Raw genomic sequence first — 26,809 nt, forward strand, 5'->3', positions numbered from 1 at the left:
GCCTACTCGGCGGCCTGCCCGCCCGCCGGGCCGCTGCCGACCGGCTCGCCGTTGGAGGCCCGCACCATCTCGTCCCGGGGGACGACCTTCACTCGCACCCGGCCACGCTCGGCGCCGAGCGACTGCTCGTACGCGTCGAGGTTGTGCCAGCCGTCGAGCGTGGTGTACTCCACACCCCGCTCGTGGAGGAGGTTCTCCACAGATTGCTCCTCGGGGTCGGACGGCGACCACCAGTTTCCCTGATCGTTGATGACATGTTTGATCGTCTCCATGGCATCCGATTTGGTGTGACCGATGAGCCCGACGGGCCCCCGCTTGATCCATCCGGTCGCGTAGACCCCGTACATGCGCTCGTTGTCGCCCTTGCGCAGCACCTGGCCCTCGTGGTTCGGGATGACACCGTGCTTCCGGTCGAACGGGATGCCGGGCAACGGCGAGCCGAAGTAACCGACAGCTCGGTAGAGCGCGTCGATCTCGAGCTCGCGGATCTCCCCCGTGCCGCGCACGCCGCCCTCGCCGTCCGGCTCGGTGCGCTCCCAGCGGAAGGCGCGCACGTGGCCGTTCTCATCGCCCACGACCTCGAGCGGCTTCGCGTAGAAGTGCAGGTGGAGCCGGCGCGACGCACTGCCGACCTCGCGCTGCCGCCACTGCTGGAGCACGCGGTCGATGACCATCACCTGCTTGTTGCTCGCGATCGCCGCCTTCGACTGCTCGTCGTAGTCGAAGTCCTCGTCGTAGAGGATCATGTCGACGTCGCGCAGCTCGCCCAGCTCGCGCAGTTCCAGCGGCGTGAACTTCACCTGCGCCGGGCCGCGACGGCCGAAGACGTGCACGTCGGTGACCGGCGAGTTCTTGAGCCCCTCGTAGACGTTGTCGGGGATCTCCGTCGGCAGGAGGTCGTCCGCGTGCTTCGCGAGCATGCGAGAGATGTCAAGCGCGACGTTGCCGTTGCCGATGACGGCGACGGACTTCGCGTCGAGCGGCCACGTGCGCGGAACGTCGGGGTGCCCGTCGAACCAGCTGACGAAGTCGGCCGCACCATACGAACCCCGGAGTTCGATGCCGGGGATCTCGAGGTCGGCATCGCGCACGGCGCCCGTGGCGAAGATGACGGCGTTGTAGTGGCGCTTGAGGTCGTCGAGCGTGATGTCGCGGCCGTACTGCACATTGCCGAAGATACGGATGTCACCGCTGTCCAGCACCTCGCGCAGGGCGGTGATGATGCCCTTGATGCGCGGGTGGTCGGGGGCCACGCCGTAGCGGACGAGGCCGTACGGGGCGGGAAGCTGCTCGAACAGGTCGATCGATACGTCGAAGCCCCGCTCCGCTTTCAGCAGGATGTCGGCGGCGTAGATGCCCGCCGGTCCGGCGCCGACGATGGCCAGTCGCAGTTTGGTCATTCGTTGATTCCTTCTGGGGTTGCTGGTTGCTCAGCTGGAGCGTTCGACGATCGTGTCCGCGAACCGGATCAGAGCCTTCTTCACCGGGCCGTCCGGAAGGGGCTCGAGGGCCTCGACCGCCTCGCGCGCCCAGCGGTGCGCCTCCTCCAGCGTCTGGCGGGTCACATCGTGCTCACGGAGCGCGGCGATCGCTTCCATGGCGGCGGGGGTGACCTCGCCGTCCTCGGCCGAGCCGATGACGTCGCGCTCGAGACGCTCGAGCAGGGCCGCGGCCTCCGGGTCGGTGGAGGCGCGCTCGCGGAGGCGCAGGACGGGGAGGGTCGCGACGCCGGCGCGGAGATCGTTGCCAGGGGTCTTGCCGGTCTCGGCCACCCCCTCCGACGACAGGTCGATGACGTCGTCGATGAGCTGGAAGGCCACGCCGATCTTCTCGCCGAACACCACGACGGGCTGTTCGAACTCCTTCGGAGCGTTCGAGAACAGCACGCCCATCTGGGCGGCGACCGCGATCAGGGAGCCGGTCTTGTCCTCCAGCACCCCGATGTAGTGCTCGATCGGGTCCTCGCCCTCCTGGGGCCCGATGGTCTCGTGAAGCTGGCCGAGGCACAGCCGCTCGAACGTGTCGGCCTGCAGCTGGATGGCGCGCTCACCGAGCGCGGAGACCAGCTTGCTGGCGCGGGCGAAAAGCAGGTCGCCGGTCAGCACGGCGACGGAGTTGCCCCAGACGAACTGCGCGCTCGGCACTCCGCGGCGCATCTGGGAGTCGTCCATGACGTCGTCGTGGTACAGCGAGGCGAGGTGGGTGATCTCGACCGCCTCCGCCGCCTGGATGACGTCGGCGTTCGTGCCGTTGCCGAGCTGCGCGGCCAGCAGCGTCAGCATCGGACGGACCCGTTTGCCGCCGGCCTCGAGGAGGTACCGGGCGGTCACGTCGGCGAGGTTGTCCGCGAAGTGCATCTCGCGGTGGAGGCTCTCCTCGACCTGCGCGAGACCGGCGTCGACGGCGTTCGCGAGCTCGCGGTCGTCACCGCGGAGGAAGATCCGCTCGGTGAAGCCGAGCTGGCTGGTCAGCGACGGGCGCCGCACAGCCGGGACACTTCGTGGCACTACTCCCCCTCGGACGGGATGGTGGACGCTGACTCTTCGGAGCCGGCGGGTCCGGCGGATGCCGGACGCGACACGGAGCCGGCGGAGGTCGAGCGCTTCGGCTTGGGTGCCGCGGGCGTGGAAGCGGCGGGCTGAGGCTTCGCCGTTGCGGCGGGCTTCGCGGCAGCGGGCTTCGCCGCAGCGGGCTTCGCCGCGTCGGGCTTTTCCTTGGCGGCGGGTGTCTTCGGCTTCGGAGTGGTCTTCGGCTTTGCAGCGGCCTTCGGCTTCGCCACGGCGGCCGGCTTCGCGGGCGCGGGCTCGTCAGCCGACGCCTCGGGCTTGGCATTCTCGAGAGAAGGCTCGGCGACCGGCTCCACCGGAGTTGCCTGGCGCTGGGGCTTGAACCCGCGGTGCAGCGCGACGATGCCGGCCGTCAGGTTGCGGTACGCGACGCGTTCGAAACCGGCCTCGCGCATCCACCCGGCGAGCGCCCGCTGGTCCGGCCACGCCTGGATGGACTCCATGAGGTACTCATAGGCGGCCGGGTTCGAACTGGCGACACGCGCCAGCACCGGCATGCCGAACTTGAGGTAGGCCGAGTATCCGGCACGAACGGGAGCGAGCGGCGGCTGGGAGAACTCGCACACCACCACGCGACCCCCGGGCTTGACCACCCGGAAGAACTCGGCGAGCGCCTTCTTGGGGTCGACGATGTTGCGCAGGCCGAACGAGATCGTCACCGCGTCGAAGGTGTCGTCGTCGAACGGGAGGTCCATCGCGTCGGCCTGGACGAACCGGATGAACGGATTGCCGGACTGACGCTGCCGGCCGACGTCGATCATCCCGGCCGAGAAGTCGGCGGCGACGACAGAGGCCCCGTTGCGGGCGAGGGAGGCGCTCGACGTGCCCGTCCCGGCCGCGACGTCGAGGATCGTCTCGCCGGCGCGCGGGGCGACCGCACGCGTCGTCGCGACGCGCCAGAGGGCCGCATTGCCGACCGACAGGACGTTATTGGTCCGGTCGTAGCGCGTCGACACCTGGTCGAACATGGCGGCGACCTGCGCGGGCTGCTTGCTGAGGTCGGCCTTACTCACCCCACCAGCTTAGGCTGCGCCGTCAGCGGGTGCATGCCGACGACAGGATGCACGCCGAACGGTCAGCCAGGCGACCCGGCGCGACATCGCGCATCCGGCCATCAGAACCGCTGTCCCAGCGCCTTCGCCCGGAGCGCGTCGAACTCGCCAGGCGAGATCACGCCCTGGTCGAGCAGCGCCTGCGCCTGCTGGATGTCGGCCGCCGGAGTCGCGGATGCCGTCGGCCTCGCTCCCCAGTCGTCGTCCTCCGGCACCTGCGCACGACGTGCCATGCTCCGCTCCGCCATGCCCCGTCCGCGCGCGATCAGGTACACCAGCACCGAGAGCAGCGGGACGAAGATGAGGAAGATCACCCACAGGGCCTTCCACCATCCGTTGAGCGCGCTGTCGCGGAACAGGTCCACCAGCACGGTGAACAGGATCATCACGAAAGCCACGAACGCGAAGATCCAGAAGACGTACAAGAACACATTCCAGAAAGAGCCCATCTCAGCCGCCTCTCATCGCGCACACCGTAATGCTGCGCGCCGACCCACGGCTAGACCACATCTGAACCAGCGGGACTACCATGGCGATCCCAGAGATCGCGGGGCGGACGGCCGCCTCACGGGTGAGGAGCGACGGTGTCCCACGACACGTTTTGGACGACGGATCCCTCCGAGCTGCTCCGCGTGAGACCCGGCTTCCGCCTCGCCGACCAGCCCACCGACGGCACTCCCGGCTTCGCGGGCGGCAAGGAGGAGGGGAAGGATGCGCTCTCGGCGGGCAAGGACGTGCTCGCCGAACTGCAGGAGAAGCTGTTCGCGTGCGGCAGGGAGGGCGCCCCGCTGTCCGTCCTCCTCGTGCTCCAGGCGATGGACACGGCCGGGAAGGGCGGCATCGTCTCGCACGTCATCGGAGCGATGAACCCCGGCGGCGTCCACTACGCGGGTTTCGGCAAGCCGACCCCGGAGGAGCTCTCGCACGACTTCCTCTGGCGCGTCTGGCGCGAGGTCCCGGCCGCCGGACAGGTCGGCGTCTTCGACCGCTCCCACTACGAGGACGTCCTGATCGGCCGTGTGCGCCAGCTCGCCCCGCCGGAGGAGCTGGAACGCCGCTACGGCGCGATCACCGGATTCGAGCATGAGCTAGCTGATTCCGGCACCACCATCGTCAAGGTGATGCTGCACCTCGGGAAGACCGAGCAGAAGAAGCGCCTCGCCGCCCGGCTTGAGAACCGTGCCAAGCTCTGGAAGTTCAACCCCGCCGACGTCGACGAGCGGCTCCGCTGGGACGACTACCAGGAGGCGTACCAGATCGCCCTGGAGCGCACGAGCACGGCGGAGGCGCCGTGGTTCGTCGTCCCCGCCGACCACAAGTGGTACGCGCGGGTCGCCGTGCAGCAACTGCTGATCCGTGCGCTCGAGGGGCTCGACCTGGAGTGGCCGATGCCCGACTACGACGTGGAGGAGCAGAAGCGCCGCCTGGCCGACTCCTGATCGCCGGAGTCAGACGCGCAGCCGGATGCCGCTCAGCCGAACGCTTCCACGATCGGCCGGAACTTCATCGTCGTCTCGGCGAGCTCCCGCTCGGGGTCGGAGTCCGCGACGATGCCGGCGCCCGCATACGCCGTGAGGTCACCGCTCGGCGTCACCTGCGCGCACCGGAGCGCGATCGCCCACTCACCGTCGCCGTCGCCGCCGACCCAGCCCACCGGGCCCGCGTAACGTCCGCGGTCGAACGGCTCCAGTTCGCGGATCAGCTCCAGCGCCTCGCGGCGGGGCGTCCCGGCGACCGCGGCCGTCGGGTGCAGCGCGGCGGCGAGGTCGAGGGAGCTGGACCCGTCGCTCAGCATCCCGGCGATGTCCGTCGCGAGGTGCCACAGGTTGGGCAGCTTGAGCGTGAACGGCTCGTCGCTCGCGGCGAGGTCCGCACTGTGCGGGCGGAGCGCATCCATCACGCTCGTCACGGCGAAGCGATGCTCGCCCTGATCCTTCGCGCTGGCCACCAGCTCGGCGGCCGCGGCGGCGTCGAGGGAGGCGTCGGAGCCGCGCGAGATCGTGCCGGCCAGCACGCGTGCCGTCACCGTTCCGTGGTGGACGCGCACTAGGGTCTCGGGGGACGAGCCGACCAGGCCGTCCACCGCGAAGGTCCAGCAGTCCGGGTAGCCGAGCGCGAGCTCGACCAGCGCTCGGCGGAGGTCCGACTCGACCGGCAGGTGGCCGCGGAGGTCGCGCGCCAGCACGACCTTCGACAGATCCTCCTCGCGGATGCGCTCGACCGCGGCCGCTACTGCCGAACGGTAGCCGTCGCCGCCCAGCTCGCCGGGAAGGAGGGCGAGCCGGTACTCGTCGCCGAACGCGGTCGGCCGCGGCAGCGATGCCGAGGCCTGGGCGTCGGCGCGACGGATGCGGGTGATCCAGCTGCGGCTTCCGCGACGGCCGATGACCACTTCTGGCACGATCAGCGTGCTCGTCGCCGTACTCTCGTCGTCGAACGCGAAGGTGCCGAACGCGACGAGACCCGTTCCAGGCGTGCGGACGGCGTCGTCGACCTCCGCGGCGGCCGCGGTGGCCCGCCAGGCGGCGGACGCCTCCTGGATGCGGTCCGGGCCGGTGAAGTCGAGCCGGAGCACCTCCCCGATCGCCGCCATCCCTTCACCCTTGCGAAGCCACAGCAGGGGTGCGCGGGAGTCGAGGAACGGGATGAGCTGGCGGACGTCGTCGAGCGGTGCGGTCTCGGCCACGAGCACCGTAACGCCCGTATCCCGCCGAGCGGTCGGGGCTGATCTCACGGGGCCAGCCTACGCCCGCGATGCTGTGCACCCGTTGGGGAGCGGATGGGGACTGCATGGACGCCGGCCGACGAAGGGGCCGCTCCACCTGACAAATAGAGCACGCAATGCGCGCTTTCGACACTCAGTACATCAGCCCGATGACCGATCCACCTGGATGTAACATCCAACTATGCCCGTGCCCGTGACCGAAGCCGCCAGCCCCCGGCGGCTGATCCGAGACGAAGTCTTCCTGCGCCTGCTCGACGCCATCGTCGACGGCGACCTACTCCCCGGCGAGCAGCTCTACGACGCCGAGATCGAACGCTGGGTCGGGGTGTCCCGCACCCCGGTCCGCGAGGCGCTCAACCAGCTGGCGGCCATGGGCCTCGTCGAGATCCTGCCCCAGCGACGCACCCGCGTCACGCCGATCGAGTCGCGCCGGCTCCGCGAACTGCTCACCACCGTCGGTGTGCTCGTCGCCGGCGTCGTGCGCGACGCGACGCCACTCCTCACCGAGGGCGACCGCGAGACGCTCCGCTCCTTCGATTCCGGCGACGCATCCGAGGCCGTCCGCACCGGACTCTCCGCCGACGGCTTCCTCGGCGTCTTCGTCCGACGTCTCGACAACGCGACCGTCGCGCGCCTCCTCAAGCGGCACCTTCCGGAGGTGCAGCGGGCGCTCAACGCCGCTCCCTCCTCCGCGCCGCTCGACAAGGCCCTCCCCCCGATCAAGACCCTGATCGACGCCGCTGTCTCCGGCAAGGCCGACAAGGCCGCCCGTGCCGCGGGCGACCTGTTCGACAAGTCGATCGTCTCGATCGCCGACGAGTTCGGCACGCCATCGAAGGAGGTCCGCTGATGCCGCTGCCCGTGAGCGATACCGCACCGGTCGAGCGCCGGCTGCTGCGCGATGTGGTCTACAACCGCCTGTACGAGGGCATCCTCGACGGCACCCTCGAGCCGGGCGAGACCCTCCTCGACGAGAAGCTCACCGCCTGGCTCGGCGTCTCGCGGACCCCGATCCGCGAAGCCCTGATGAAGCTCGCCGACATCGGCCTCGTCGAGATGGCGCCCAACCGGTACACCCGCGTCGCGCCGATCGACCTCAAGGCGATCGACGAGGCCATCTACACGACCGGCCTGCTCCACGAGCACGCGGCTCGCGCGAACGTGCCCGAGCTCGAGAACGCGGTCGTCACGCGCCTCGACAAGGCGCAGAAGGAGGTCAAGAAGTCCGCCAAGGCCCGCGACCTCCCCGCCCTCGGGCGCGCATTCAACGACTTCTTCCTCGAGCTGACCCGAGCGGGCGGGAACGACGTCCTGGCCTCCGTCAGCGAGGGGCTCAGCCCGCAGCTGCTCCGCTACATCTCGGTCTGGGAGAAGCCGTTCGGGATCGATGACCTCCCGGGCGCGCTGGCCGGCATCCTCACCGCCGCGAAGGACCGTGACGGCGCCAAGGCGGGAGACCTCGTCAAGGAGCTCTACGCCGGAACCCTCGCGCAGTTCCTCGAGGACTACCGCCGCCGCGACGCGGACATCACCAAGACGCCGGTCTTCTGACACCTGCGGCGTCGCCCTGCGGCGTCGCCCTGCGGCGTCGCCCTGCGGCGTCGCCCTGCGGCGTCGCCCTGCGGCGTCGCCCTGCGGGCGTCGCGCTGCGGCGTCAGACCTCGAAGTCGACCGCGGCCCGAGAGCCCACGACGGAGCGGATGTATCCCGCCACCTCGAGATGCGCGGGGTGGTCGAGATACGCCTGGATGCCATCCAGGTCGTCGAAATCGCTGATCAGCACGACGTCGAAGTTGTCCCCCGGCACGGCGTTGACGCCGACCTGAAGCGAACGCAGCTGCGGGATGACGGCGGGAAGCGACTCCAGACCGCGCTTGATCTCCGCGGCCTGTTCGGCGCGCTCCGACTCGTCGGTGGTCGCTAGCTTCCACGAGACGACGTGGCGGATGGTCATTCGGCCTCCAGGAGTGCGGTGCGCAGGCGTGCCGGGTCGACCCGCCAGTAGGTGTGGACGCGTCCGTCGAGGAGCACGACGGGGATCTCCTCCACGTACTTCTCGTGCAGTTCGGCGTCCTGAAGGATGTCCCGCTCCTCCACGGTCACCGTGGGCGAGCCGTCCGGCAGCTGGCCGATGACCGAGTGGATGACCTCCCGCGCGTCATCGCACAGATGACAGCCGGGCTTGCCGATGAGAGTCACGGAGACGCTGGACACGAATCCACTCTAGACGCAGCAAAAAGCGCCGGACCGGATGGACCGACGCTTGGAGCCGCAGACTCGAGGTCTACTTCTTGTTGCGACGCTGGTGGCGCGTCTTGCGAAGAAGCTTGCGGTGCTTCTTCTTCGCCATACGCTTGCGACGCTTCTTGATAACGGAACCCACGTGGACCTCACAAAGAATCGGGGGCATGCCGCGGGGCGCGCGGCGACACGAGCAGCCAGTCTACCTGACGTCACGCAGAGTCCGCGACGCCGCCCTCGCGGAACGTCGCGGCCTGCAGGAGCTGGTCGACCGCGGACTCCGGAACCCGGAACGATCGGCCGAAGCGGATGGCGGGCAGTTCGCCCGAATGGACGAGCCGGTACACGGTCATACGGGAGACGCGCATCATGTCGGCCACCTCGGCGACCGTCAGGAAGCGCACGTCTCTCAGATCGTGTGCCATGAGTCCGTCCTCCTCTTTCCGGTCATCGTACTCGCGGAGGGTCAGTCCTTGCGCCACTTCTTCGGCGTCACGCGCTCGGTCGCCGACGACACCCGGTGACGCGTGTCGGCGAGCACCTTGCCGACCGTACTCGCGAACTCGCGCGTCTCCTCCGCGAGCCGGACGCTCAACTCCATGTCCTCATCGGATGCCGTGAACGGAATGATCCAGTCCTCGACCGCGACAAGGGGGCGGGCGTCCAGGCTGTAATAGCGGTGCTGGCCCTCCTCGCGCACGGAGACGAGGCCCGCCTCGCGCAGCACTTTCAGGTGCTTGGACACCGTCGGCTGGCTCAGCTCGAGCGTCGCGACGATCTCGGAAACGGATATCTCGCCCACGGAATGCGCCGCGTCCGTATTGCGATCGAGCAGCACGCGCAGAATGTCGCGCCGCGTCGGATCGGCGATCACGTCGAAGATGTCGGCCATGTCCCCAGGCTAGCCATTCCCCCGACGCAGTACCATGTCCGAAGCCCGCCCGACAGCCGAAGACGGGAAGGACGAGACATGAGCGCCACCACCCGGGCGGTCCCCGGACGGCCCGCGTCGGCTGTCGGGCGCATCCGCGCCGCCCTCAACGGGTTCGCGGCCCGGAGCCCGTCCCGGTTCGCGATCCTCGTGTTCGCCCTGCTGATCCTCGTCTTCACGCTGCTGTTCTCGCTGCCGATCTCGTCGTCGAACGGACGGTGGACGCCGCTGGCGGACTCCCTGTTCACCGCGGTCTCCGTCATCTGCGTGACCGGGCTCGCGACCGTCGACATGGCGACCCATTGGTCCGTGTTCGGCCATCTGCTCGTCTATATCGGCGTGCAGGTCGGCGCCGTCGGCGTGCTGACCATGGCATCCATCCTCGGACTCGTCATCTCGCGCAAGCTCGGGCTGCGCGCCAAGCTCATGGCGGCGAGCGACAGCAACCCGCTCCGCGTGCACGGCGGCCCGGTCGCCGAAGGACAGGCGGTCCGGCTGGGCGAGGTCGGCAAGCTGCTCACCACCGTCGCGATCAGCATGGTGGTCATCGAGGGCGCCGTCGCCCTGCTGCTCTTCCCGCGGATGCTCATCGCGGGCATCGACGTCGGCACCGCTGCGTGGGAGTCGCTCTACTACTCGGCCATGGCGTTCACCAATACCGGCTTCACCCCCAACCGCGAAGGCATCGCTGCGTTCGCGACGGACTACTGGTTCCTGAGCGCACTCATGATCGGCGTGTTCCTCGGCGCGATCGGGTTCCCGGTCATCCTGGCCATCGCATCCAATCTGCGCCAGAAACGTCGCCGCTGGTCCATCCACGTGAAGCTGACGCTGCTCACCTCGGTCATCCTGCTCGTCGCCGGGGCCGTGCTCTACATCGTGCTCGAATACGACAACCCGAAGACGTTCGGCCGACTGGATGCCGGGCACACGGTGTTCCAGTCGTTCTTCCTGTCGACCATGGCGCGGTCGGGCGGCTTCTCGACCATCCCGATCGACGACCTGCACGGGTCGAGCCTGCTCGTCACCGACATGCTCATGTTCATCGGAGGAGGGTCCGCATCCACCGCCGGCGGCATCAAGGTCACGACGCTGGCCGTCCTCTTCCTGGCCGCCTTCGCCGAGGCGCGCGGGGTGGAGTCGATGGATGCGTTCCGCCGCCGCATCCCCATCGACGTACTGCGGCTGTCGGTCGCCGTCGCCCTGTGGGGCGCGACGATCGTGGCGGTGTCGAGCATCCTCATCCTGCAGATCACCAAGGCGCCGCTCGACCACGTGCTGTTCGACGTGATCTCGGCGTTCGCCACATGTGGTCTGTCCACCGGTCTGACCGAGCGTCTTCCGGACGCCGGCGTCTACGTCATGGCCGCGACGATGTTCTGCGGGCGCGTTGGTACAGTGACTCTCGCCGCAGCGCTGGCCCAGAGCCAACGCCGTCAGCTGTATCACAACCCGGAGGAGAGGCCGCTCGTTGGTTGACCGGATCAGACACAACGCGCCCGTGCTCGTCATCGGGCTCGGGCGGTTCGGCGCCGCCACCGCCGGGCAGCTCGACCGCCTCGGCCGCGAGGTGCTCGCGATCGACACGGATGCGAGCCTGGTGCAGAAGTGGGCCGACCGGGTCACGCACACGGTGCAGGCCGATGCGCGCTCGATCGAGACGCTGCGCCAGATCGGGGCGGAGGACTTCTCCATCGGCGTCGTCGCCGTCGGCTCGTCGATCGAGGCGAGCGTGCTGATCACGGCGAACCTCGTCGACCTGAAGGTGCCGCAGATCTGGGCGAAGGCGATCTCGAAATCGCACGGCAAGATCCTGGAGAGGATCGGCGCCAACCACGTGATCTACCCGGAGGCGGAGGCGGGCGAGCGGGCGGCGCACCTGGTGTCCGGACGGATGCTCGACTTCATCGAGTTCGACGACGACTTCGCGCTGGTCAAGATGTACCCGCCGAAGCCGATCCGCGGCCTGCGCCTGGGCGCATCCGGTGTCCGCTCCAAGTACAACATCACGGTCGTCGGCGTGAAGAGCCCCGGCAAGCCGTTCACCTACGCGACGCCGGACACGGTCGTCTCCGACCACGACCTCGTCATCGTCTCGGGCGCCTCCGCCGACATCGAGCGCTTCGCCGCCCTCGACGCCTGACCCCCCGTCCCCTCTGCGCTCCTTCCCCCACCGTCGAGTCCGCAAACTTTGCACGCTCCGGGGCGGCTCGGCGTGCAAACTTTGCGGACTCGACGGCGGGGCTGTGGATAGGTGATCGAGGGCGTGTAGGAGGCGCTTGGGTAGGGGGATGGATGAGCACGGCGTACGGACGAGAGAACTGCTGCGGGACGGGGTCTCGTGGCGCACGGTCTATGGAGAGAGGCTGCACCGGCCCTTCTTCGGCATGCGGTGCGCCACCGAACCAGTAGGACACGTCGCGCTCTGTCGCGCAGCAGCCGTCATCCTGCCGGGTGAGGCGCTGTTCAGCCATCGTTCCGCCGCCGTCATCCACGGGATGCCGCTACCCCGCTGGGCGGAACCCGAAGAGGTCGAGATCTCGGTATTCGAGCCGACGCGGCCGCCTCGTCTCCGCGGGATCGTCTCCCACCAGCTGACCCCCGACGAGCATCGGTGGGCAGTCGTCGACGGACTCCGCGTGATCGCTGCTCAGGACACATGGGCTCAGTTGAGCACCCGATTGCCACTACCCGACCTGGTCGCCATTGGAGACTTCCTGATCACGGGTGACGAGCCGTACTCACAGCAGCCGCCGCTCCTGACGCGCGCCCACCTCGAGGCGGCGGTTCGACGGCACGGCCGACGACGCGGCGTGACGACTCTCCGGCAGGCGCTGGCGCGCATCCGCTACGGCTCCCTCTCACCGCAGGAGTCCCGCCTGCGCGTGGCACTCGAGGACTCAGGCCTTCCCGCACCGGAGCTCAATCACGTGGTCCGTTCATCGGACGGCGATCGGGTGGAAGCCATGATCGACCTCGCGTATCCCGCCGCCCGCGTCGCCATCGAATACCTCGGTGATCACCACCGGACGGACACGTCGACGTATAGAAACGACATCCGTCGCCGGGAGCGCCTCGTCGACTCGGGATGGGACGTCATCTTCGTGACCGCCGCGGACCCTTTCGACGACGTCGCGCTGCGGGTCCGTCGCGCCCTCCACCGGTCGAGTACGCGATAACTGCACGGAAACCACCCCCGCAGCGGTAAGTCTTTGCGGACTCGACGGTGGGGGGAGGGGAGAGGGGGCGGGCGAGTCAGCCGGCGGCTAGTTCGCGGGCGCGGGCGAGGGCGGCGTCTGTCGCGCGGGCGAAGAGAGCGGGGAGGTCGGCCTCGGAGAGGACGGCGATCGCCCGCTCGGTGGTGCCGTTCGGGCTGGTGACGCGGCGGCGCAGCTCCGCCGGGTCCTCTCCGGAGGAGACCAGCAGCTCGGACGCCCCGAGGAACGTCCCGTTGACGAGGGTCGCCGCCTGCTCGGGCGTGAAACCCTTCTGCACGGCCGCCTCGGTCAGCGCCTCGATGAGGAGGAACACGTACGCCGGACCGGATCCCGAGATCGTGCTCAGCGCATCCAGCTGCGACTCCGGCACCTCGACCACCTCGCCGACGGTCTCGAACAGGGCGCGCACGACCTGCAGGTCTTCCGGATCGGTGCGCGAGCCCGCGCTGATGCCGGTCACCGCCTTGCCGACGACGGCCGGAGTGTTCGGCATCGCGCGGACGACGGAGACCGAGTCCGGCAGAAGCGTCTCCATCGTCTCGGTGGTGACCCCGGCCGCCACGCTGACGACGACGGTCCCCGGCGCCAACGAGTCGGTGATCTCTGCCAGCAGGTCGCGGACCATCGCAGGCTTGACCGCGACGATCACGACCTGCGCTCCATCGACCGCGAGCCAGTTGGCGTCCGCCTTCGTCTCCGTCGCGTAGGCGGTCACGCCCGGCGTCCCGGCGAGCTCTGCCGCCCGCGCCTCCGACCGGTTCGTGACCCGAATGCCGGCGACCTGCACGCCGGGCGCGAGCAGACCGCTCAGGATCGCGCGGCCCATCGAGCCAGCGCCGAGCATCGCGATGGTCGGAAGGGTCACGTTCTGCGCGTCGTCCATGCGGCCATCCTAGGATGAAGGGCATGAGCGCATCCGGCGGTAACAGAGCGATCATCGCTGCTTTCGCGGCCAACCTGGGGATCGCCCTGACCAAGTTCATCGCGTGGGCGTTCTCGGGCTCGTCGTCGATGCTCGCGGAGGGCGTGCACTCGGTCGCCGACTCGGGCAACCAGCTGCTCCTGCTGCTCGGCGGCCGGCAGTCGCGCCGCAAGGCCGACCGCGAGCATCCGTTCGGCTACGGGCGCGAGCGCTACGTCTACGCCTTCGTCGTCTCCATCATCCTGTTCTCCGTCGGCGGCGTGTTCTCGATCTACGAGGGGATCGAGAAGCTCACCCACCCGCATCCGCTCGAGAACGCCTGGCTGCCGATCCTGGTGCTGCTCATCGCCATCGGTCTGGAGTCCTTCTCGCTGCGCACGGCGGTCCACGAGTCCCGCCCGCACAAGAAGGGGATGTCGTGGCCGCAGTTCGTGCGCCGCGCGAAGGCTCCCGAACTCCCCGTGGTCCTGCTCGAGGATGTGGCGGCGCTGACCGGCCTCGTCTTCGCCCTGATCGGCGTCGGCCTGACGATCATCACCGGCAACAGCGTCTGGGACGGAATCGGCACCCTCTTCATCGGCGCGCTGCTGGTCGCGGTCGCCGTCGTGCTGGGAATCGAGACGAAGAGCCTGCTCGTCGGCGAGGGCGCGTCGGACGCCGATCTCGCCGCGATCGAGAGCGCGGTGACGTCCGGCCCCGAGGTCGAGCGCATCATCCACATGAAGACCCTGTACCTCGGCCCGGACGAGCTGATGGTGGCCGCGAAGCTCGCGTTCTCGGGCGAGCACCGCCTCGCGGACGTCGCCGCGGCGATCGATGTCGTCGAGCACCGCATCCGGGAAGCCGTCCCCGCGGCGCGCGTCATCTACATCGAGCCGGACGTATGGGTCGACCCCAACGAGGCCGCTCCCGCAACCGACACCATCGTCATCAAAGGACTCGAGTGACCCGCACCGCCGTCATCCTGCAGCACGACCCCAGCATCCACCTCGGCAACATCGGCCCCGTGCTGACCGAGCACGGCTACGACCTGCGGATCGTGGATGTGACCACCGAGGACGTATCGGCGATCGACCCGGCGGAAGCCGACCTCGTCGTCGTCCTCGGAGGAGAAATGGGCGCCTACCAGACCGACCAGTTCCCGTTCCTCGAGCAGGAGAAGGAGCTGCTGCGCGAGCGCATCGGTGCGGAGCGGCCCGTGCTCGGCGTGTGCCTGGGCGCTCAGCTGATCGCCGGCGCGCTCGGCGAGCGGGTCTACAAGGGCGACACCACCCAGATCGGTTACCGCCGGGTCGAGCCGACGGAGGCCGGCGCGGACTCGCCGATCCGCCACTTCGACGGCGTTCCCGTCGTCGAGTGGCACGGCGACACGTTCGAGCTGCCCGAGCAGGCGACACTGCTGGCCTCCTCCGGCGACTACTCCAACGAGGCGTTCGCGATCGGCGACTTCACTCTCGCCGTGCAGTTCCATCCCGAGGTCACGGATGAGATGCACGAGGCGTGGGTCGCGGACGGATACAACGAGCTGGATGAGCTGGCCATCGACCCGGACGCCCTGCGGCGCGACCGCGAGGCGTACTCGGCGCGGATGCAGGAGGCGTCGCGCGCGGCATTCTCCGAGTGGCTGGAGCGCCTTCCCGCCTGACGGATCGTGCTGTCAGCACCCAGCGTTCAGCGCTTGGCCCGGAAGAAGTCAAGCAGCACCTCGCCGCAGTCCTCCGCGAGCACGCCCGCGAACACTTCGACGCGGTGGTTGAGCCGGCGATCGCGCAGGACGTCGTACACCGATCCCGCGGCGCCCGCCTTCTCGTCCCAGGCGCCGAACACGACGGTGGGCACGCGTGCCGCGAGCACGGCGCCGGCACACATCACGCACGGCTCCAGCGTGACCACGAGCGTGCATCCCTCGAGGTGCCAGTCGTCGCGGGTCGCCGCGGCCTCCCTGAGGGCCAGCACCTCGGCGTGCGCCGTCGGGTCGTGGCGAAGCTCGCGTTCGTTGCGCCCCCTTCCGATGACCTCGCCGTGCTCGTCGAGGACGAGAGCGGCCACCGGCACGTCGCCCGTGTCGAAAGCGAGCCGGGCGTCGTCGAGCGCGCGCCGCATCCACTGCTCGTAGTCGGTGGGAACGGGCAGGCTCACGGCGGTCCTCTCGACATTCGGGGGTTCGGCTAGCCTTGAGCCTATGCGAGTGCACGTTGCGGACCACCCACTCATCACCCACAAGCTGACGGTGCTCCGTGACAAGCGGACGCCGTCGCCGGTGTTCCGCCAGCTCACCGAGGAGCTCGTGACGCTGCTCGCGTACGAGGCGACGCGCGGTGTCCGTGTGCAGCCCGTCGAGATCCAGACCCCGGTCACCACCACGACCGGTGTCGCCCTGAGCGAGCCGCGGCCGCTCGTGGTCCCGATCCTCCGCGCGGGACTCGGGATGCTGGAGGGGATGGTACGGCTCATGCCCACCGCCGAGGTCGGCTTCCTCGGGATGGTCCGCAACGAGGAGACGCTCGAACCCACCACGTATGCGGAGCGCCTGCCAATGGACCTGTCCGACCGGCAGTGCTTCGTGCTGGACCCGATGCTCGCGACGGGCGGGTCGCTCGGCGCGGCGATCGAGTTCCTGTTCGCGCGTAATGCCGTCGACGTGACGGCCATCTGCCTGCTCGCCGCCCCCGAGGGCCTCGAGGCACTCGAGAAGGCGACAGAGGGCCGCAATGTGACCATCGTCCTGGGCGCGCTCGACGAGCGGCTGAACGAGAACGGCTACATCGTTCCGGGCCTCGGAGACGCCGGAGACCGGCTCTACGGCACGGTCTAGCCCGCACGAAACATTGCGTAATGATTTGACACGTCGAGTCATCGTCGGTTTTACTAACCTGCATGACTGACAACTCGCGTACCCTGACCTCCTTCGAGGCCCTTGGGGATGCCGGCATGATGATGGCCGGCCGCGACTCCGTCATGTGTTGCCGAATGTGTCGCTGATCTGACGACCCTTCGCCGAGCAGCAGCCCTCCGACGTCATCTCGTCGTGACCGGGCGCACGCTCCCCGGGAGCGCCACACTCACGCTCCCGCGCATCCGCCCCGCCGTCTAGGGCACACAACACGACATTCCCCGGAATCCCCGCACTCCGCCGTACCCGCGGAGCTTCATCGCATCGGGATCCGGAACATCATCACTAAGGACTCGATTCCCATGTCTCTGGCCACCGTCGACACCGCCTTCCCCCGCACCTCCGCCGTCTCTCCGGTCAGCCCGGTCCGTCCGGCGCCCGAACCGGCCGCTGAGCCGGCTCCCCGTATCCGCGCCGTGCCCGAGGGCACCGAGGCCCGCGGTTTCGTGCTCTACGTCGGCATCGACGAGGCCAAGGCCGCCGCCGCGGGCACGGACCTCGGTCGCATCGTGGAGGCGCTGAAGCGTCTCACCGCCGAGATCGCCCCGACGGCCGAGACCTACGCCGCCGTCGCCCTCGCCCCGGCCGGCGCCGGCGGACGCGACGTGGATGTGGTGCGCCTCGCCCTGCAGGACCCGGCGGCCATCGCGAAGCACCGTCACACTGTCACCGTCGATGAGGATGAGGACCGCGCCGCATCCGGCGTCGTCGTCGACATCTCGCGGAAGCGTCTCGTGCTCGACAACCAGACCGTCGCGCTGACCTACAAGGAGTTCGAGCTGCTGCAGTACCTCGTGCTGCGCGAGGGCCGCACCATCGAGCGCTCCGAGCTCATTTCGTCGCTGTGGAGCGGCGCTGATGAGGACGAGATCCCGAACGAGCGCACCATCGACGTGCACGTGCGTCGCCTGCGCGCGAAGCTCGGCCGCTACGAGGACATCGTGCGCACCGTCCGCGGTGTCGGCTACCGCTTCGACCGTCACGCCGACGTCTCGATCCGCTACGCAAGCGCTCCCTCCCCCGACCTCTTCTGAGCCCCGCCTCACCCCGCAGCCCAGCCAGCAGCTCCTGAGTTTTTCCGCGTTTTCGACCCCGTCGACGCGAAAAACTCAGGAGCTGTTGGCTTGGGAGCTAGGCGGAGCGCTGGTAGACGCGGAAGGCGCTGGTCGCCCAGGCGGCCATGACGACCGCGAGGGCCGCCAGCAGACCGGCGTGAGCCCACAGGGTGGCCCAGTCGGGATGCGCGCTGAGCGCCTGGCGACCGACGATCACCGCCCACTCGAACGGGTTGTACGCGGAGACGTTCTGCACCCACTCCGGCGAGAGCTTCGTGTTCATGATCGCCGAGCTGAGGAACATCAGCGGCAGCGTGATCAGCTGCGAGATGCCGATCAGCGCCGTCTGCTCCCGAGCCAGCAGCGCCACCGCGTTCGACAGCGAGCAGAACACCGCGGTCAGCAGCACCACCCCGAGGAGGAGGAGCAGGAGGCCGACCGCACCTCCCTCGAAGCGCGCCCCTGCCCAGAACGCGATGCCGACCACCACCAGCGACTGCACCACCGCGAGCAGCGACTGGTAGACGAGCGTCGACACGATCATCGCCCCGCGGTTCGTCGGCGAGGTGAGGAAGCGATCCATGACGCCGCGATCCATGTCCTGGATGTACACCGTGCCCGACCACGCGGACCCGAACAGCGCCAGCATCATGACGACGCCGGGCGTCAGGTACTCCAGGTAGCTCTGCCCGACGCCGAAGCCCGGGATGTCGATCACCGACTTGAAGAGCTGACCGAACAGCAGGAGCCAGATCACCGGCTGCACCAGGTTCATCACCAGGAAGGCGGGCATCCGCCAGGCGGCGCGGAGCTGTCGCCCGGTCAGCAGCAGCGTGTGTGTCAGGAAGGTGGGGCCGTTCCGCCGCTGCGGACGGGATGTGGGAAGGGTGGTCGTGGTCATGATGCGTTCTCCAGGACGAACTCGGCGGACTCCTGCGCCCGCGTGAAGGTGCGGCCGGTGTGCCGCAGGTAGACGTCGTCCAGGCTGGGCCGGGCGACGGTGGCGGAGGCGACGGCGACGCCCGCGGCCTCCAGCGCGGCGAGCGCGAGCGGGAGCGTCGCAGCGCCGTTGTCGGCGCGGGCGCGCAGGGTGCGGCCGTCTCCGCCCACCTCGCGGAGCGCATCCACCCGCTGCAGGGCGGTGAGCCCCGCGAACGGGTCGGCGTCGCCGGCCAGTTCGACGATCACGGCGTCGCCGCGGAGGTCGTTCTTGAGTTCCTCGGGGGTCCCGCCGGCGACGACCCGGCCGTGGTCGACGATCGCCAGCCGGTCGGCCAGGCGGTCCGCCTCGTCGAGGTAGTGCGTCGTCAGCAGCACCGTCAGGTTCTCGGCGGTCGTCATCCGCTCCAGCTCCAGCCAGAGCTCGGCGCGCGCCTCCGGGTCGAGGCCGGTGGTCGGTTCGTCGAGGAACAGCACCTCCGGCCGGTGCATGAGGCCGATCGCCACATCCAGCTTTCGCGCCATGCCGCCCGAGTACGTCTTGACCTGACGGCGGGCGTGATCGGTCAGGCCGAACCGGTCGAGCAGTTCGCGGGCCCGAGCCGCGGCCTCCCGGCCGGACATGCCCTGCAGTCGGCCGGCGAGCACGAGGTTCTCCACTCCGGTGTCCATCGGATCGGAGACCGGCTTCTGGGCGACGAACCCGAGGGCTCGGCGCACGCGTGCCGGATGACGCGCGACATCGATGCCCGCGACGTAGGCAGCGCCCGAGTCCGGGCGGGTGAGCGTCGACAGGATCTTCATGGTCGTCGACTTGCCGGCGCCGTTGGGTCCGAGCAGGCCGAACACGGTGCCTTTCTCGGCCACGAAGCCGAGGTCGTCGAGGGCGCGGAGCGGAGGCTTCCCCCGCCCTCCTGGATAGGTCTTCACGAGGTGGTCGGCGGCGAGCGCCGGCCCGTTTGCGGTTGCCATGGCGGCTTCTCTCTTTCAGGTAGGCAGCCACCGACGGGGATATCCTTGGAGACAGCCCTCGGTGACTGTTGACGCAGGTTCCTCACGGAACGACTGAAGGTGTGGATGGCCGGAGAGTTGCCGCTCTCCGGCCATCGTTCTGTGGCACGAGGCCTTACGACAGGAACAGCTCGGCCGCCTCCTTTCCGAAGGCACCCGCGGCGATGCGCTCGCGCAGCTCCTCCATGCCGATCCCCTGGGTGAGCAGCTCGTGCAGCTGCTCCCACCAGTCGTAGCCGCCGATCGAGCGGTCGCGGATGCGTGCGGCCAGGTCGGCCACGAACGCGCGCTCCGCCTGGAGCACGGCCATCCGGTAGTGGAACTCGACCATGAAGAGCTCCGGGAGGCCGCTCGCCTCCGCCAGCAGGACGGTGCGCTCGGCGATGTCGGCGTCGATCCGGTCGCGCCGGCGCTCGAGCAGGTCGGCTGCGACCTGCGGCGGCAGCATCGGAAGGAGCGAGAGGCCGGTTTCGATGGCCGGGTACTCCTTGACCGGGATCTCGACGAGCTCCCGCAGCCATTCCTCGGCCTCCTGCCGCCCGGCCGGAGTGATCGCGTAGACGACGCGCTCCGGCCGGTTGCCCTCGCGCTCGGTCTGCGCCACCTCGATGAAGCCGTGCTTCTCGAGCGACTTGATGACGGCGTAGAGCGACCCGAAGTTCAGGCGGATGCTGTCTTCCTTGCCGCGCTCCTTCATGGTCGTCGTCATCTCGTACGGGTACATCGGCCGCTCCCAGAGGCAGGCCAGGACGGCCAACGCCAGCGGGTTGGACACCGCGCGCTTTGCCATGACGACTCCTCTCGATGGCCGGTAACTCTGAATAGAGTATTCGCTTCAGAGTATTCCTGTCCACCGGCAGACGCGCGGGAGTTCGGTGACGCGTACTCCCTGGCCGCCTCCCCGGCGCGCAGCGTTACGGTTCCCCTATGGACGACCCGACTTTTCTTCTTCCCGAGGTGGCCGCTTCCCGGCTCGGCGTCGGAGAGTTGCAGGTGCACGAACCCATCGCGGCCGGCGGTATTCGGACCGTGTTCTACCGCGGAGCCGTACGGATAGCCCTCGACGAAGTGAGCCGGTACGCCGCCAGCCTGTCCGACGTCTCACGTGCGCATAGCGAACTCGCAGAAAAAATAACGAGTTGATAACTAGATGCCGTTACCTCTTCGTTATATAGTTCAAGAGCAATGGTTGTTTGCTGTGGCAGCCATCGCGGAATGTGATTGCAGGACACTCTTGGTGCAAGGGAGAGGGCCGGCCGCTAGCCTCTGCGGCCGGCCCTCAATCTTTTTCTCGCCCCGTCCTCTCCTTCCGCCCTCGCCGCTCCCCCGTGGTGGCACGGATGCCGGTCGCGCGCGCATGATGGGAAGATGCGAATGCATTGAGCTCGCGTAGGGAGGACGGGTCATGGCCGAGAGCGCGACGGCGGCGGAGCCCACGAAACGTGCCCGCATCAACGCCGTCTCCGCGTGGGAGTCTCTGTTCCGGGCCCAGGTGGCCGTGATGCGGACGTTGGCGGCCGAGTTCCCCACCCGCGACATCTCGTTCAACGAGTACGACGTGCTGTTCAACCTGTCGCGCCAGCCCAACCGTGAACTGCGTCTGCGCGATCTGAACAAGCACGTGCTGCTCACCCAGCCGAGTGTCAGCCGCCTCGTCGATCGGCTCGTCGCGCGCGGACTGGTGGCGAAATGCCCGGAGCCGTCGGATGCGCGCGGCACGGTGATCCGGCTGACCGACACGGGATACGACATGTTCCGCCGTGTCGCCGTCGATCATATGAAGACCATCACAGATCGCGTCGGCGGCCGGTTGACCCCGGAAGAGCTGGAGACCCTCGCCGTGCTCTGCGACAAGCTGCGCGACGCGTCCTGACGGAAGTTCTCCACAGACCCGGCGGTCTTCGTTCCTTCCACCAACCTGAACGTGCGCGTCCCGGACGCGTCGCATGCGACGCGTATCATTGCCGCCACGGACGAACGGTAATTCCACTGAGGGAGAAGACGCATGAGATGGGGATGGGCGCCTGCCCTGGCCGGCTTCGTGGCACTGAGCGGGCTTGCCGGCGTGCTGGCTGCGGCGGCTGTGACACCGGCCGTCGCGCTCACCGGCAGCGCAGCCGATTCGACCATCAGCGTCTTCGACGGACTGCCTGAATACATCAAGGTCGAGCCGCTCGCGCAGGCGTCGACGATGTACGCGCTCAGCCATGGCCAGCAGGTCCCGATCGCCAGCTTCTACTCCCAGAACCGCGTCGAGGTCGGCTGGGACGGCATCTCGCAGAACCTCAAGGACGCCGCGATCGCCACAGAAGATCCGCGGTTCTATGAGCACGGAGGCGTGGATGTCACGGGCACCGTGCGCGGGGCCGTTCTGACGGCTCTGCACAAATCCGTGCAGGGTGGATCCTCGATCACCCAGCAATACGTCAAGAACATCCTCGTGCAGCGCTGCGAGAACAAGCAGCCCGACCCGACCGCGACCGATGCGGTCCAGAAGAAGCAGCTGACCATCTACGAGGCCTGCTACGACGACGCCACGAAGGTGGACCCGTCGCGCAAGCTGAAGGAGATGCGCTATGCGATCGGGCTCGAGAAGGAGTACTCGAAGAACGACATCCTTCAGAGCTACCTGAACATCGCGCTCTTCGGCGGCCGTGTGTACGGCGTCCAGTCCGCCGCGGAGTACTACTTCGGTGTCGCGGCGAAGGATGTGAACATCCAGCAGGCGGCGACCCTCATCGCCATCCTCAACAATCCCGACAACCTGCGCATCGACCGTCCGGACGACAAGGAGAACGGCGCGGCCAACGGGTACAAGGAGACCCTCGACCGGCGCAACTACGTGCTCGACCGGATGCTCGCCAACGGGAAGATCACCAAGGAGGAGCACGACGCTGCGCGCGCCACCAAGGTGGAGCCGAAGATCACTCCGACCCAGAACGGCTGCATGACGGCGCAGCAGTACAACGCCGCGTTCTTCTGCGACTATGTCGAGCGCACGATCGAACTGAACCCCATCTTCGGCAAGACGGAGGACGACCGTTCCAACTTCCTCACCCGCGGCGGCCTCAAGATCTACACGACGCTCAACCTCGACCTGCAGAACCAAGCGCAGGAGGCCATCAGCGCGTACATCCCGCCGGCCGACCCGCGCCTTGACGTCGGATCGTCGAACGTCTCGGTCGAGGTCGGGACCGGCCGCGTCGTCACCATGGTGCAGAACCGTCCGTACGACAACACGGCCAATCCCGCTCCGGCGACCACGGCCGTCAACTACAACACCGACTACGACTACGGCGGCTCCGAGGGCTTCCAGACCGGTTCGGCCTATAAGGTCTTCGACCTGCTGGAGTGGCTGCAGGAGGGGCATTCCCTCTACCAGACGGTGAGCGGAACCCAGCACGTCTTCCCGCAGACGCAGTTCCACGCGAGCGACCCGTGCAATGACATCGGCGGCGCCCCCTGGAACGTGTCGAACGACGAGGGCGAGAGCGTCACGGCGACGACCGTGATGAACGCGACCGCGCAGTCCATCAATACGGTCTTCGCGAAGATGGCGACCCAGCTCGACCTCTGCGGCATCAAGCAGCGCGCACAGGATCTGCTGGTCCACGGCGCCGACGAGTCGGCCAACCGGTTCATGGCCAACCCGTCGGCCGTGCTCGGGACGAACTACATCGCGCCGATCACCATGGCGACCGCGTACGCCGGACTCGCCAACAACGGCGTGGCCTGCAGCCCGATCGCGATCGACAAGATCGTCGATGCCGACGGCGCTGAGCACGCGGTGCCCAAGTCGACGTGCTCGACGACCCCCATCGATCCGCAGGTCGCCGCTGCCGCGATCTACGCCCTGCAGGGCGTGCTGCGCGGAGGCGGAACGGCGGCGTCGGCCAACCCCGGCGACGGCATCCCGATCTTCGGCAAGACCGGCACGACGGACAACTCCGTCGAGAACTGGCTCGTCACCTCGACCACCAAGGTCGCCCAGGCCACCTGGGTCGGCAACGTCCAGGGCGGGGTGGCGCTCCGGAGCGTCGGCTTCCAGGGCGTCGGAGGCGGCAACGTCAAGTTCTCGATCGCGAAGCGCATCCTGACCGCGCTGAACGCGGCCTACGGTGGTGGAGCTTTCCCGTCGCCGAGCGGCAAGTTCACGACGGCTCCGGTCGCGCCCAAGCCGCCGACCACTCCAGTAGCGCCGACGGCACCCGCTCCCGGAGCCGGTGCGAACCCCGGCAACGGCGGCGGTCAGGGCGGCGGTCCAGGCAAGCCCGGCAAGCCCTGATCGGCGACCCAGAGGGGCAGTTTCGGCCGGGGTCGATCGGCGGTGAGAAAGCCTACTGCTGTCTAGCCATCCGGCGCGATATCCGGACTAGTGTTATCGCGTGGGACGCACACCAGATCCGAACCGCAAACCGGAACTGCTCGGCCGCATCATGGAGCACGTGGCGACGGAGCCGCTCTCCCGCATGACCTTCCGCAGTCTGGCCAGCGCCCTCGGGGTGAGCACCTACTCGTTCGTGTACCACTTCGGCTCCCGCCAGGAGATGATCGACGCCATCCTCGAAGAGGGCGTCCGTCAGCAGACCGAGTCGCTCACCGGTGTCGACGTGACGGCGTTCGACCGCGACCAGTTCCACGACTGGTACAAGGAGGCGTTCCGCCACTCCCTGCGCGAGAGCAACCGCACCGGACTGCGCCTGCAGTTCGAGGCCGGAGCGCTGGAGCCGATCGACCCCGACATCGGCAAGCGCGTGACGACGTCCTTCATGCAGTGGCGCGACACGGTCAAAGCGTGGCTCAAGAAGCAGGGCGTCGAGACCCGGCGGGCGGGCGTCCTCGCCACCTGGCTCGTCGACTCTGCCGCCGGACTCCACTTCGGCTTCCTGATGACCGGCGACCGGAACGGCACCGTGCAGGCGTTCGACGTGTTCCTCCTCGCGTTCCTCCGCGAAGCGTTCGACGCCTGATCGGACGACCGCCGGCAAGCCGGCGACCGCACGCCTACCGCGCGTCGCGCTCGGCCACCGTCTTCACGCCCGCCAGCATCTGCGCCCAGTTCGCCCGGGAGTGCTCGGCGGCCTCCCGCGTCGGGTTGTTGTCCTGGTCGAGCGTCACCCGCGTTCCGCCGGGGATCTCATCCAGCTCGAACCGAAGCGTGTGATAGTTTTCCGGCTCGTCGGGCAGGCCGTTCAGCGGGCTGAAGTGCGTCAGCACAATACGCCACGGCTCCTCGCGATCCTCCAGCTCGATCACCCGACCGTGGTCTTGGAACGCCTTGCCCTGCCATTCGCCGCGCCAGACGATCTCCGACCCCAGGCGCCAGTCGGACACCACTTCCGCGCCGAACAGGATCTCCGGACGCGCGCCGTTCGTGGTCAGCACATCCCACACCGCACGCCGTGGTGCGGCCACGTCGATCTCCGCACGCGCCACATAGTTGCCCATCGTCGCCTCCCGGGTCGTGTCGCCCATCCCACACCCGGCGCGCCGCCCGCGCAAGGACGACCTGTCGCGAAGCTCAACCCCGGGAGTAGACCACGGCCTCCCAGGGGCGCAGCGATCCGCTCGTCGCATCGGTCCCGGAGCCTAGGGTGGAGAGCACCAGTTCGGCAGCAGGCGCATCGCCGCCACCGACCGCCCAGGCGGGAAGCTGCGCGGCATCGAACGTCGTCGGCTCGCTGCTGAGGTTCGCGAGCACCAGCAGCGACCGGTCGCCGAGGCTACGGGTGTAGGCGAAGACCTGGGGATGCTCCGGCAGCACGAGCGCATAGTCTCCGATCGCGACGACCTCCGACCGATGGCGCAGGTCGATGAGCGCCCGGTAGTGGGCGAACACCGAGGCGGGATCGGCCACCTCGGCTTCGGCGTTGATCTCGGCCGCGTTCGGGTTGACCGTGATCCACGGAGTCCCGGTGGTGAAGCCGGCGTGCGGACCGGACGTCCACTGCATCGGCGTGCGGGCGTTGTCGCGGCTGGTCCGCCGCAGCGCCGCGAGCACCTCCTCTGCAGGAGCGCCCAGGATGTCGACGGCTTCCGCGTAATGATTCAGCGACTCGATGTCGCGGAAGTCGTCGATCGAGGAGAACGGGACGTTCGTCATCCCGAGCTCCTCGCCCTGGTAGACGTACGGCGTGCCGCGCATGAGATGCAGCACGGTGCCGAGCGCTTTCGCCGACGGGATGCGGTGCTCGCCGTCGTCGCCGAACCGGCTGACGACGCGCGGCTGGTCGTGGTTGTTCCAGTACAGGCTGTTCCAGCCGAGGTCGGCGAGCCCCTCCTGCCACGTGGAGAGGTTGCGCTTGAGGTCGAGCACGCTGAGCGGCCGGTGGTCCCACTTGCCGCCCGGTCCGTGGTCGAGGTCGACGTGCTCGAACTGGAACACCATGTCGAGCTCGCCGTTGCGGGGGTCCGTGAACCTGCGTGCCTGCTCGATGTCGACGCCCGGCATCTCCCCGACGGTCAGGTAGCGGTCCTCGCGACCGGCGAACACGCGCTCGTGCATCTCGTGCAGGAACTCGTGGATGCGCGGGCCCTGCGCGAAGTACGGGTAGGCATCGCCGTAGAGGGCGCCCTCCGGGACGACCCCGTCGGGCAGCGCGGTGACCTTGGAGATGAAGTTGATGACATCCATCCGGAAGCCGTCGACCCCGCGGTCGAGCCACCAGTTCATCATCTCGTAGACCGCGTCGCGCACCTCCGGGTTCTCCCAGTTGAGGTCCGGCTGCTTGCGCGAGAACAGGTGGAGGTAGTACTCGCCGGTCTGCGGGTCGAGCTGCCAGGCGGGTCCGGAGAAGAAGGAGCCCCAGTTGGTCGGCTCCGCTCCCTGTTCGCCCGGCTGCCTGCCGTCGCGAGCGGGACGCCACCAGTACCAGTCGCGCTTGGGGTTGTCGGTGGAGGACGCCGACTCGATGAACCACGGATGCTCGTCCGACGTGTGATTGACGACGAGGTCCATGACCAGCTTCATGCCGCGGGCGTGCATCCCCTCGAGAAGCTCGTCGAAGTCCTCGAAGGTGCCGAACAGCGGGTCGATCGCGCGGTAGTCGCTGATGTCGTAGCCGTTGTCGTCGTGTGGGGACGCGTAGATCGGCGAGAGCCAGACCACGTCGACGCCGAGTTCGTTCAGGTAGTCGAGGTGCTCGATCACCCCGCGCAGGTCACCGATCCCGTCGCCATCGCTGTCCGCGAAGCTGCGCGGATAGACCTGATAGACGACCGCCGACTGCCACCACTTGTCGCTCACGCGCCCACC

General features: G+C 68.5%; 31 protein-coding genes. 14 read left to right on the forward strand and 17 right to left on the reverse strand.

Annotated elements, in window-relative coordinates:
- Positions 1-2: 2 nt before the first annotated feature.
- The 4 genes from ACF1AJ_RS11600 to ACF1AJ_RS11615 all read right to left on the reverse strand — a co-directional run bounded on the left by ACF1AJ_RS11600 (position 3) and on the right by ACF1AJ_RS11615 (position 4,068).
- Positions 3-1,400, reverse strand: a complete 1,398-nt coding sequence (locus ACF1AJ_RS11600; protein ID WP_391507511.1) for an FAD-dependent oxidoreductase — start codon at positions 1,398-1,400, stop codon at positions 3-5.
- Between the two features lie 30 nt (positions 1,401-1,430).
- Positions 1,431-2,486 carry a polyprenyl synthetase family protein gene (locus ACF1AJ_RS11605; protein WP_391508749.1) on the reverse strand — a complete coding sequence of 352 codons (1,056 nt, stop codon included), beginning with the start codon at positions 2,484-2,486 and terminating at the stop codon, positions 1,431-1,433.
- A 20-nt stretch (positions 2,487-2,506) separates the two neighbouring features.
- Positions 2,507-3,580 carry a bifunctional demethylmenaquinone methyltransferase/2-methoxy-6-polyprenyl-1,4-benzoquinol methylase UbiE gene (gene ubiE / locus ACF1AJ_RS11610; RefSeq protein ID WP_391507512.1) on the reverse strand — a complete coding sequence of 358 codons (1,074 nt, stop codon included), beginning with the start codon at positions 3,578-3,580 and terminating at the stop codon, positions 2,507-2,509.
- Positions 3,581-3,681: 101 nt separating this feature from the next.
- On the reverse strand, positions 3,682-4,068 hold the full coding sequence (locus ACF1AJ_RS11615) for a hypothetical protein (RefSeq protein WP_391507513.1): 387 nt from the start codon (positions 4,066-4,068) through the stop codon (positions 3,682-3,684).
- 135 nt (positions 4,069-4,203) lie between these two features.
- On the opposite strand from ACF1AJ_RS11615, the gene ACF1AJ_RS11620 reads away from it, so the two are divergent.
- Entirely contained in the window at positions 4,204-5,058 is an 855-nt protein-coding gene (locus tag ACF1AJ_RS11620) for a polyphosphate kinase 2 family protein (RefSeq protein WP_391507514.1), read from the forward strand.
- A gap of 32 nt (positions 5,059-5,090) precedes the next feature.
- Here the strand turns inward: ACF1AJ_RS11620 and ACF1AJ_RS11625 are convergent, their stop codons facing one another.
- The gene (locus ACF1AJ_RS11625) at positions 5,091-6,311 is read right to left on the reverse strand and encodes an isochorismate synthase MenF (RefSeq protein WP_391508751.1); all 1,221 of its coding nucleotides are present in this window, start codon (positions 6,309-6,311) and stop codon (positions 5,091-5,093) included.
- 214 nt (positions 6,312-6,525) lie between these two features.
- On the opposite strand from ACF1AJ_RS11625, the gene ACF1AJ_RS11630 reads away from it, so the two are divergent.
- Together ACF1AJ_RS11630 and ACF1AJ_RS11635 are read left to right on the forward strand one after the other, a co-directional pair.
- Positions 6,526-7,194 carry a GntR family transcriptional regulator gene (locus ACF1AJ_RS11630; RefSeq protein WP_391507515.1) on the forward strand — a complete coding sequence of 223 codons (669 nt, stop codon included), beginning with the start codon at positions 6,526-6,528 and terminating at the stop codon, positions 7,192-7,194.
- Positions 7,194-7,895, forward strand: a complete 702-nt coding sequence (locus ACF1AJ_RS11635; RefSeq protein ID WP_391507516.1) for a GntR family transcriptional regulator — start codon at positions 7,194-7,196, stop codon at positions 7,893-7,895. Before ACF1AJ_RS11630 ends, ACF1AJ_RS11635 begins: the two co-directional genes overlap by 1 nt.
- Before the next feature lie 103 nt (positions 7,896-7,998).
- Here the strand turns inward: ACF1AJ_RS11635 and ACF1AJ_RS11640 are convergent, their stop codons facing one another.
- The 5 genes from ACF1AJ_RS11640 to ACF1AJ_RS11660 all read right to left on the reverse strand — a co-directional run bounded on the left by ACF1AJ_RS11640 (position 7,999) and on the right by ACF1AJ_RS11660 (position 9,477).
- Complete coding sequence (locus tag ACF1AJ_RS11640; protein WP_309856032.1) at positions 7,999-8,298, reverse strand: Dabb family protein; 300 nt, start codon at positions 8,296-8,298, stop codon at positions 7,999-8,001.
- On the reverse strand, positions 8,295-8,558 hold the full coding sequence (locus tag ACF1AJ_RS11645; protein ID WP_309856030.1) for a glutaredoxin family protein: 264 nt from the start codon (positions 8,556-8,558) through the stop codon (positions 8,295-8,297). Before ACF1AJ_RS11645 ends, ACF1AJ_RS11640 begins: the two co-directional genes overlap by 4 nt.
- Before the next feature lie 70 nt (positions 8,559-8,628).
- Positions 8,629-8,727 carry a 30S ribosomal protein bS22 gene (locus ACF1AJ_RS11650; protein ID WP_003792170.1) on the reverse strand — a complete coding sequence of 33 codons (99 nt, stop codon included), beginning with the start codon at positions 8,725-8,727 and terminating at the stop codon, positions 8,629-8,631.
- 70 nt (positions 8,728-8,797) lie between these two features.
- Entirely contained in the window at positions 8,798-9,010 is a 213-nt protein-coding gene (locus ACF1AJ_RS11655; protein ID WP_020075898.1) for a helix-turn-helix domain-containing protein, read from the reverse strand.
- Positions 9,011-9,051: 41 nt separating this feature from the next.
- Positions 9,052-9,477, reverse strand: coding sequence for a metalloregulator ArsR/SmtB family transcription factor (locus tag ACF1AJ_RS11660; RefSeq protein WP_309856027.1), 426 nt, complete (start codon positions 9,475-9,477; stop codon positions 9,052-9,054).
- 78 nt (positions 9,478-9,555) lie between these two features.
- On the opposite strand from ACF1AJ_RS11660, the gene ACF1AJ_RS11665 reads away from it, so the two are divergent.
- The 3 genes from ACF1AJ_RS11665 (at position 9,556) to ACF1AJ_RS11675 (ending at position 12,695) form a co-directional block, all read left to right on the forward strand.
- A complete protein-coding gene (locus ACF1AJ_RS11665; RefSeq protein ID WP_309856025.1) occupies positions 9,556-10,995 on the forward strand; it encodes a potassium transporter TrkG in 1,440 nt (479 codons plus the stop codon).
- Positions 10,988-11,659, forward strand: a complete 672-nt coding sequence (locus tag ACF1AJ_RS11670) for a potassium channel family protein (RefSeq protein ID WP_391507517.1) — start codon at positions 10,988-10,990, stop codon at positions 11,657-11,659. Before ACF1AJ_RS11665 ends, ACF1AJ_RS11670 begins: the two co-directional genes overlap by 8 nt.
- 148 nt (positions 11,660-11,807) lie before the next feature.
- Positions 11,808-12,695 carry a hypothetical protein gene (locus ACF1AJ_RS11675; RefSeq protein ID WP_391507518.1) on the forward strand — a complete coding sequence of 296 codons (888 nt, stop codon included), beginning with the start codon at positions 11,808-11,810 and terminating at the stop codon, positions 12,693-12,695.
- A 76-nt stretch (positions 12,696-12,771) separates the two neighbouring features.
- On the opposite strand, the gene proC is transcribed toward ACF1AJ_RS11675, so the two are convergent.
- On the reverse strand, positions 12,772-13,617 hold the full coding sequence (proC, locus tag ACF1AJ_RS11680) for a pyrroline-5-carboxylate reductase (RefSeq protein ID WP_391507519.1): 846 nt from the start codon (positions 13,615-13,617) through the stop codon (positions 12,772-12,774).
- A 23-nt stretch (positions 13,618-13,640) separates the two neighbouring features.
- On the opposite strand from proC, the gene ACF1AJ_RS11685 reads away from it, so the two are divergent.
- Entirely contained in the window at positions 13,641-14,603 is a 963-nt protein-coding gene (locus tag ACF1AJ_RS11685; protein ID WP_018189409.1) for a cation diffusion facilitator family transporter, read from the forward strand.
- Positions 14,600-15,301 carry a glutamine amidotransferase gene (locus ACF1AJ_RS11690; RefSeq protein ID WP_391507520.1) on the forward strand — a complete coding sequence of 234 codons (702 nt, stop codon included), beginning with the start codon at positions 14,600-14,602 and terminating at the stop codon, positions 15,299-15,301. The genes ACF1AJ_RS11685 and ACF1AJ_RS11690 overlap by 4 nt, the downstream gene beginning before the upstream one ends.
- 26 nt (positions 15,302-15,327) lie before the next feature.
- Here the strand turns inward: ACF1AJ_RS11690 and tadA are convergent, their stop codons facing one another.
- Positions 15,328-15,795 carry a tRNA adenosine(34) deaminase TadA gene (tadA, locus tag ACF1AJ_RS11695; protein ID WP_391507521.1) on the reverse strand — a complete coding sequence of 156 codons (468 nt, stop codon included), beginning with the start codon at positions 15,793-15,795 and terminating at the stop codon, positions 15,328-15,330.
- Between the two features lie 43 nt (positions 15,796-15,838).
- Here tadA and upp point away from each other — a divergent pair, with 43 nt between their 5' ends.
- Both upp and ACF1AJ_RS11705 read left to right on the forward strand, forming a co-directional pair.
- The gene (upp, locus tag ACF1AJ_RS11700; RefSeq protein WP_026307013.1) at positions 15,839-16,471 is read left to right on the forward strand and encodes a uracil phosphoribosyltransferase; all 633 of its coding nucleotides are present in this window, start codon (positions 15,839-15,841) and stop codon (positions 16,469-16,471) included.
- Between the two features lie 380 nt (positions 16,472-16,851).
- Positions 16,852-17,583, forward strand: coding sequence for a winged helix-turn-helix domain-containing protein (locus ACF1AJ_RS11705; protein ID WP_391507522.1), 732 nt, complete (start codon positions 16,852-16,854; stop codon positions 17,581-17,583).
- A 97-nt stretch (positions 17,584-17,680) separates the two neighbouring features.
- Here the strand turns inward: ACF1AJ_RS11705 and ACF1AJ_RS11710 are convergent, their stop codons facing one another.
- The 3 genes from ACF1AJ_RS11710 to ACF1AJ_RS11720 form a co-directional block, all read right to left on the reverse strand.
- Positions 17,681-18,505 carry an ABC transporter permease gene (locus ACF1AJ_RS11710; RefSeq protein ID WP_391507523.1) on the reverse strand — a complete coding sequence of 275 codons (825 nt, stop codon included), beginning with the start codon at positions 18,503-18,505 and terminating at the stop codon, positions 17,681-17,683.
- On the reverse strand, positions 18,502-19,515 hold the full coding sequence (locus ACF1AJ_RS11715) for an ABC transporter ATP-binding protein (protein WP_391507524.1): 1,014 nt from the start codon (positions 19,513-19,515) through the stop codon (positions 18,502-18,504). The genes ACF1AJ_RS11710 and ACF1AJ_RS11715 overlap by 4 nt, the downstream gene beginning before the upstream one ends.
- Positions 19,516-19,669: 154 nt before the next feature.
- Positions 19,670-20,344, reverse strand: coding sequence for a PadR family transcriptional regulator (locus tag ACF1AJ_RS11720; RefSeq protein WP_391507525.1), 675 nt, complete (start codon positions 20,342-20,344; stop codon positions 19,670-19,672).
- A gap of 137 nt (positions 20,345-20,481) precedes the next feature.
- On the opposite strand from ACF1AJ_RS11720, the gene ACF1AJ_RS11725 reads away from it, so the two are divergent.
- The 4 genes from ACF1AJ_RS11725 (at position 20,482) to ACF1AJ_RS11740 (ending at position 24,524) form a co-directional block, all read left to right on the forward strand.
- Complete coding sequence (locus ACF1AJ_RS11725) at positions 20,482-20,697, forward strand: hypothetical protein (protein WP_391507526.1); 216 nt, start codon at positions 20,482-20,484, stop codon at positions 20,695-20,697.
- 262 nt (positions 20,698-20,959) lie between these two features.
- Positions 20,960-21,427 (forward strand): MarR family winged helix-turn-helix transcriptional regulator, encoded by a 468-nt coding sequence (locus ACF1AJ_RS11730; RefSeq protein ID WP_391507527.1) that lies wholly within the window; start codon positions 20,960-20,962, stop codon positions 21,425-21,427.
- A 132-nt stretch (positions 21,428-21,559) separates the two neighbouring features.
- Positions 21,560-23,839, forward strand: coding sequence for a transglycosylase domain-containing protein (locus ACF1AJ_RS11735; protein WP_391507528.1), 2,280 nt, complete (start codon positions 21,560-21,562; stop codon positions 23,837-23,839).
- 100 nt (positions 23,840-23,939) lie between these two features.
- On the forward strand, positions 23,940-24,524 hold the full coding sequence (locus ACF1AJ_RS11740) for a TetR/AcrR family transcriptional regulator (RefSeq protein WP_391507529.1): 585 nt from the start codon (positions 23,940-23,942) through the stop codon (positions 24,522-24,524).
- 34 nt (positions 24,525-24,558) lie between these two features.
- On the opposite strand, the gene ACF1AJ_RS11745 is transcribed toward ACF1AJ_RS11740, so the two are convergent.
- Positions 24,559-25,029, reverse strand: coding sequence for an SRPBCC family protein (locus ACF1AJ_RS11745; protein WP_391507530.1), 471 nt, complete (start codon positions 25,027-25,029; stop codon positions 24,559-24,561).
- Positions 25,030-25,075: 46 nt separating this feature from the next.
- Entirely contained in the window at positions 25,076-26,800 is a 1,725-nt protein-coding gene (locus tag ACF1AJ_RS11750) for an alpha-glucosidase (protein ID WP_391507531.1), read from the reverse strand.
- Positions 26,801-26,809: the final 9 nt, after the last annotated feature.

It is taken from the genome of Leifsonia sp. NPDC014704 (assembly GCF_043083605.1).
Classification (GTDB): Bacteria; Actinomycetota; Actinomycetes; order Actinomycetales; family Microbacteriaceae; genus Leifsonia.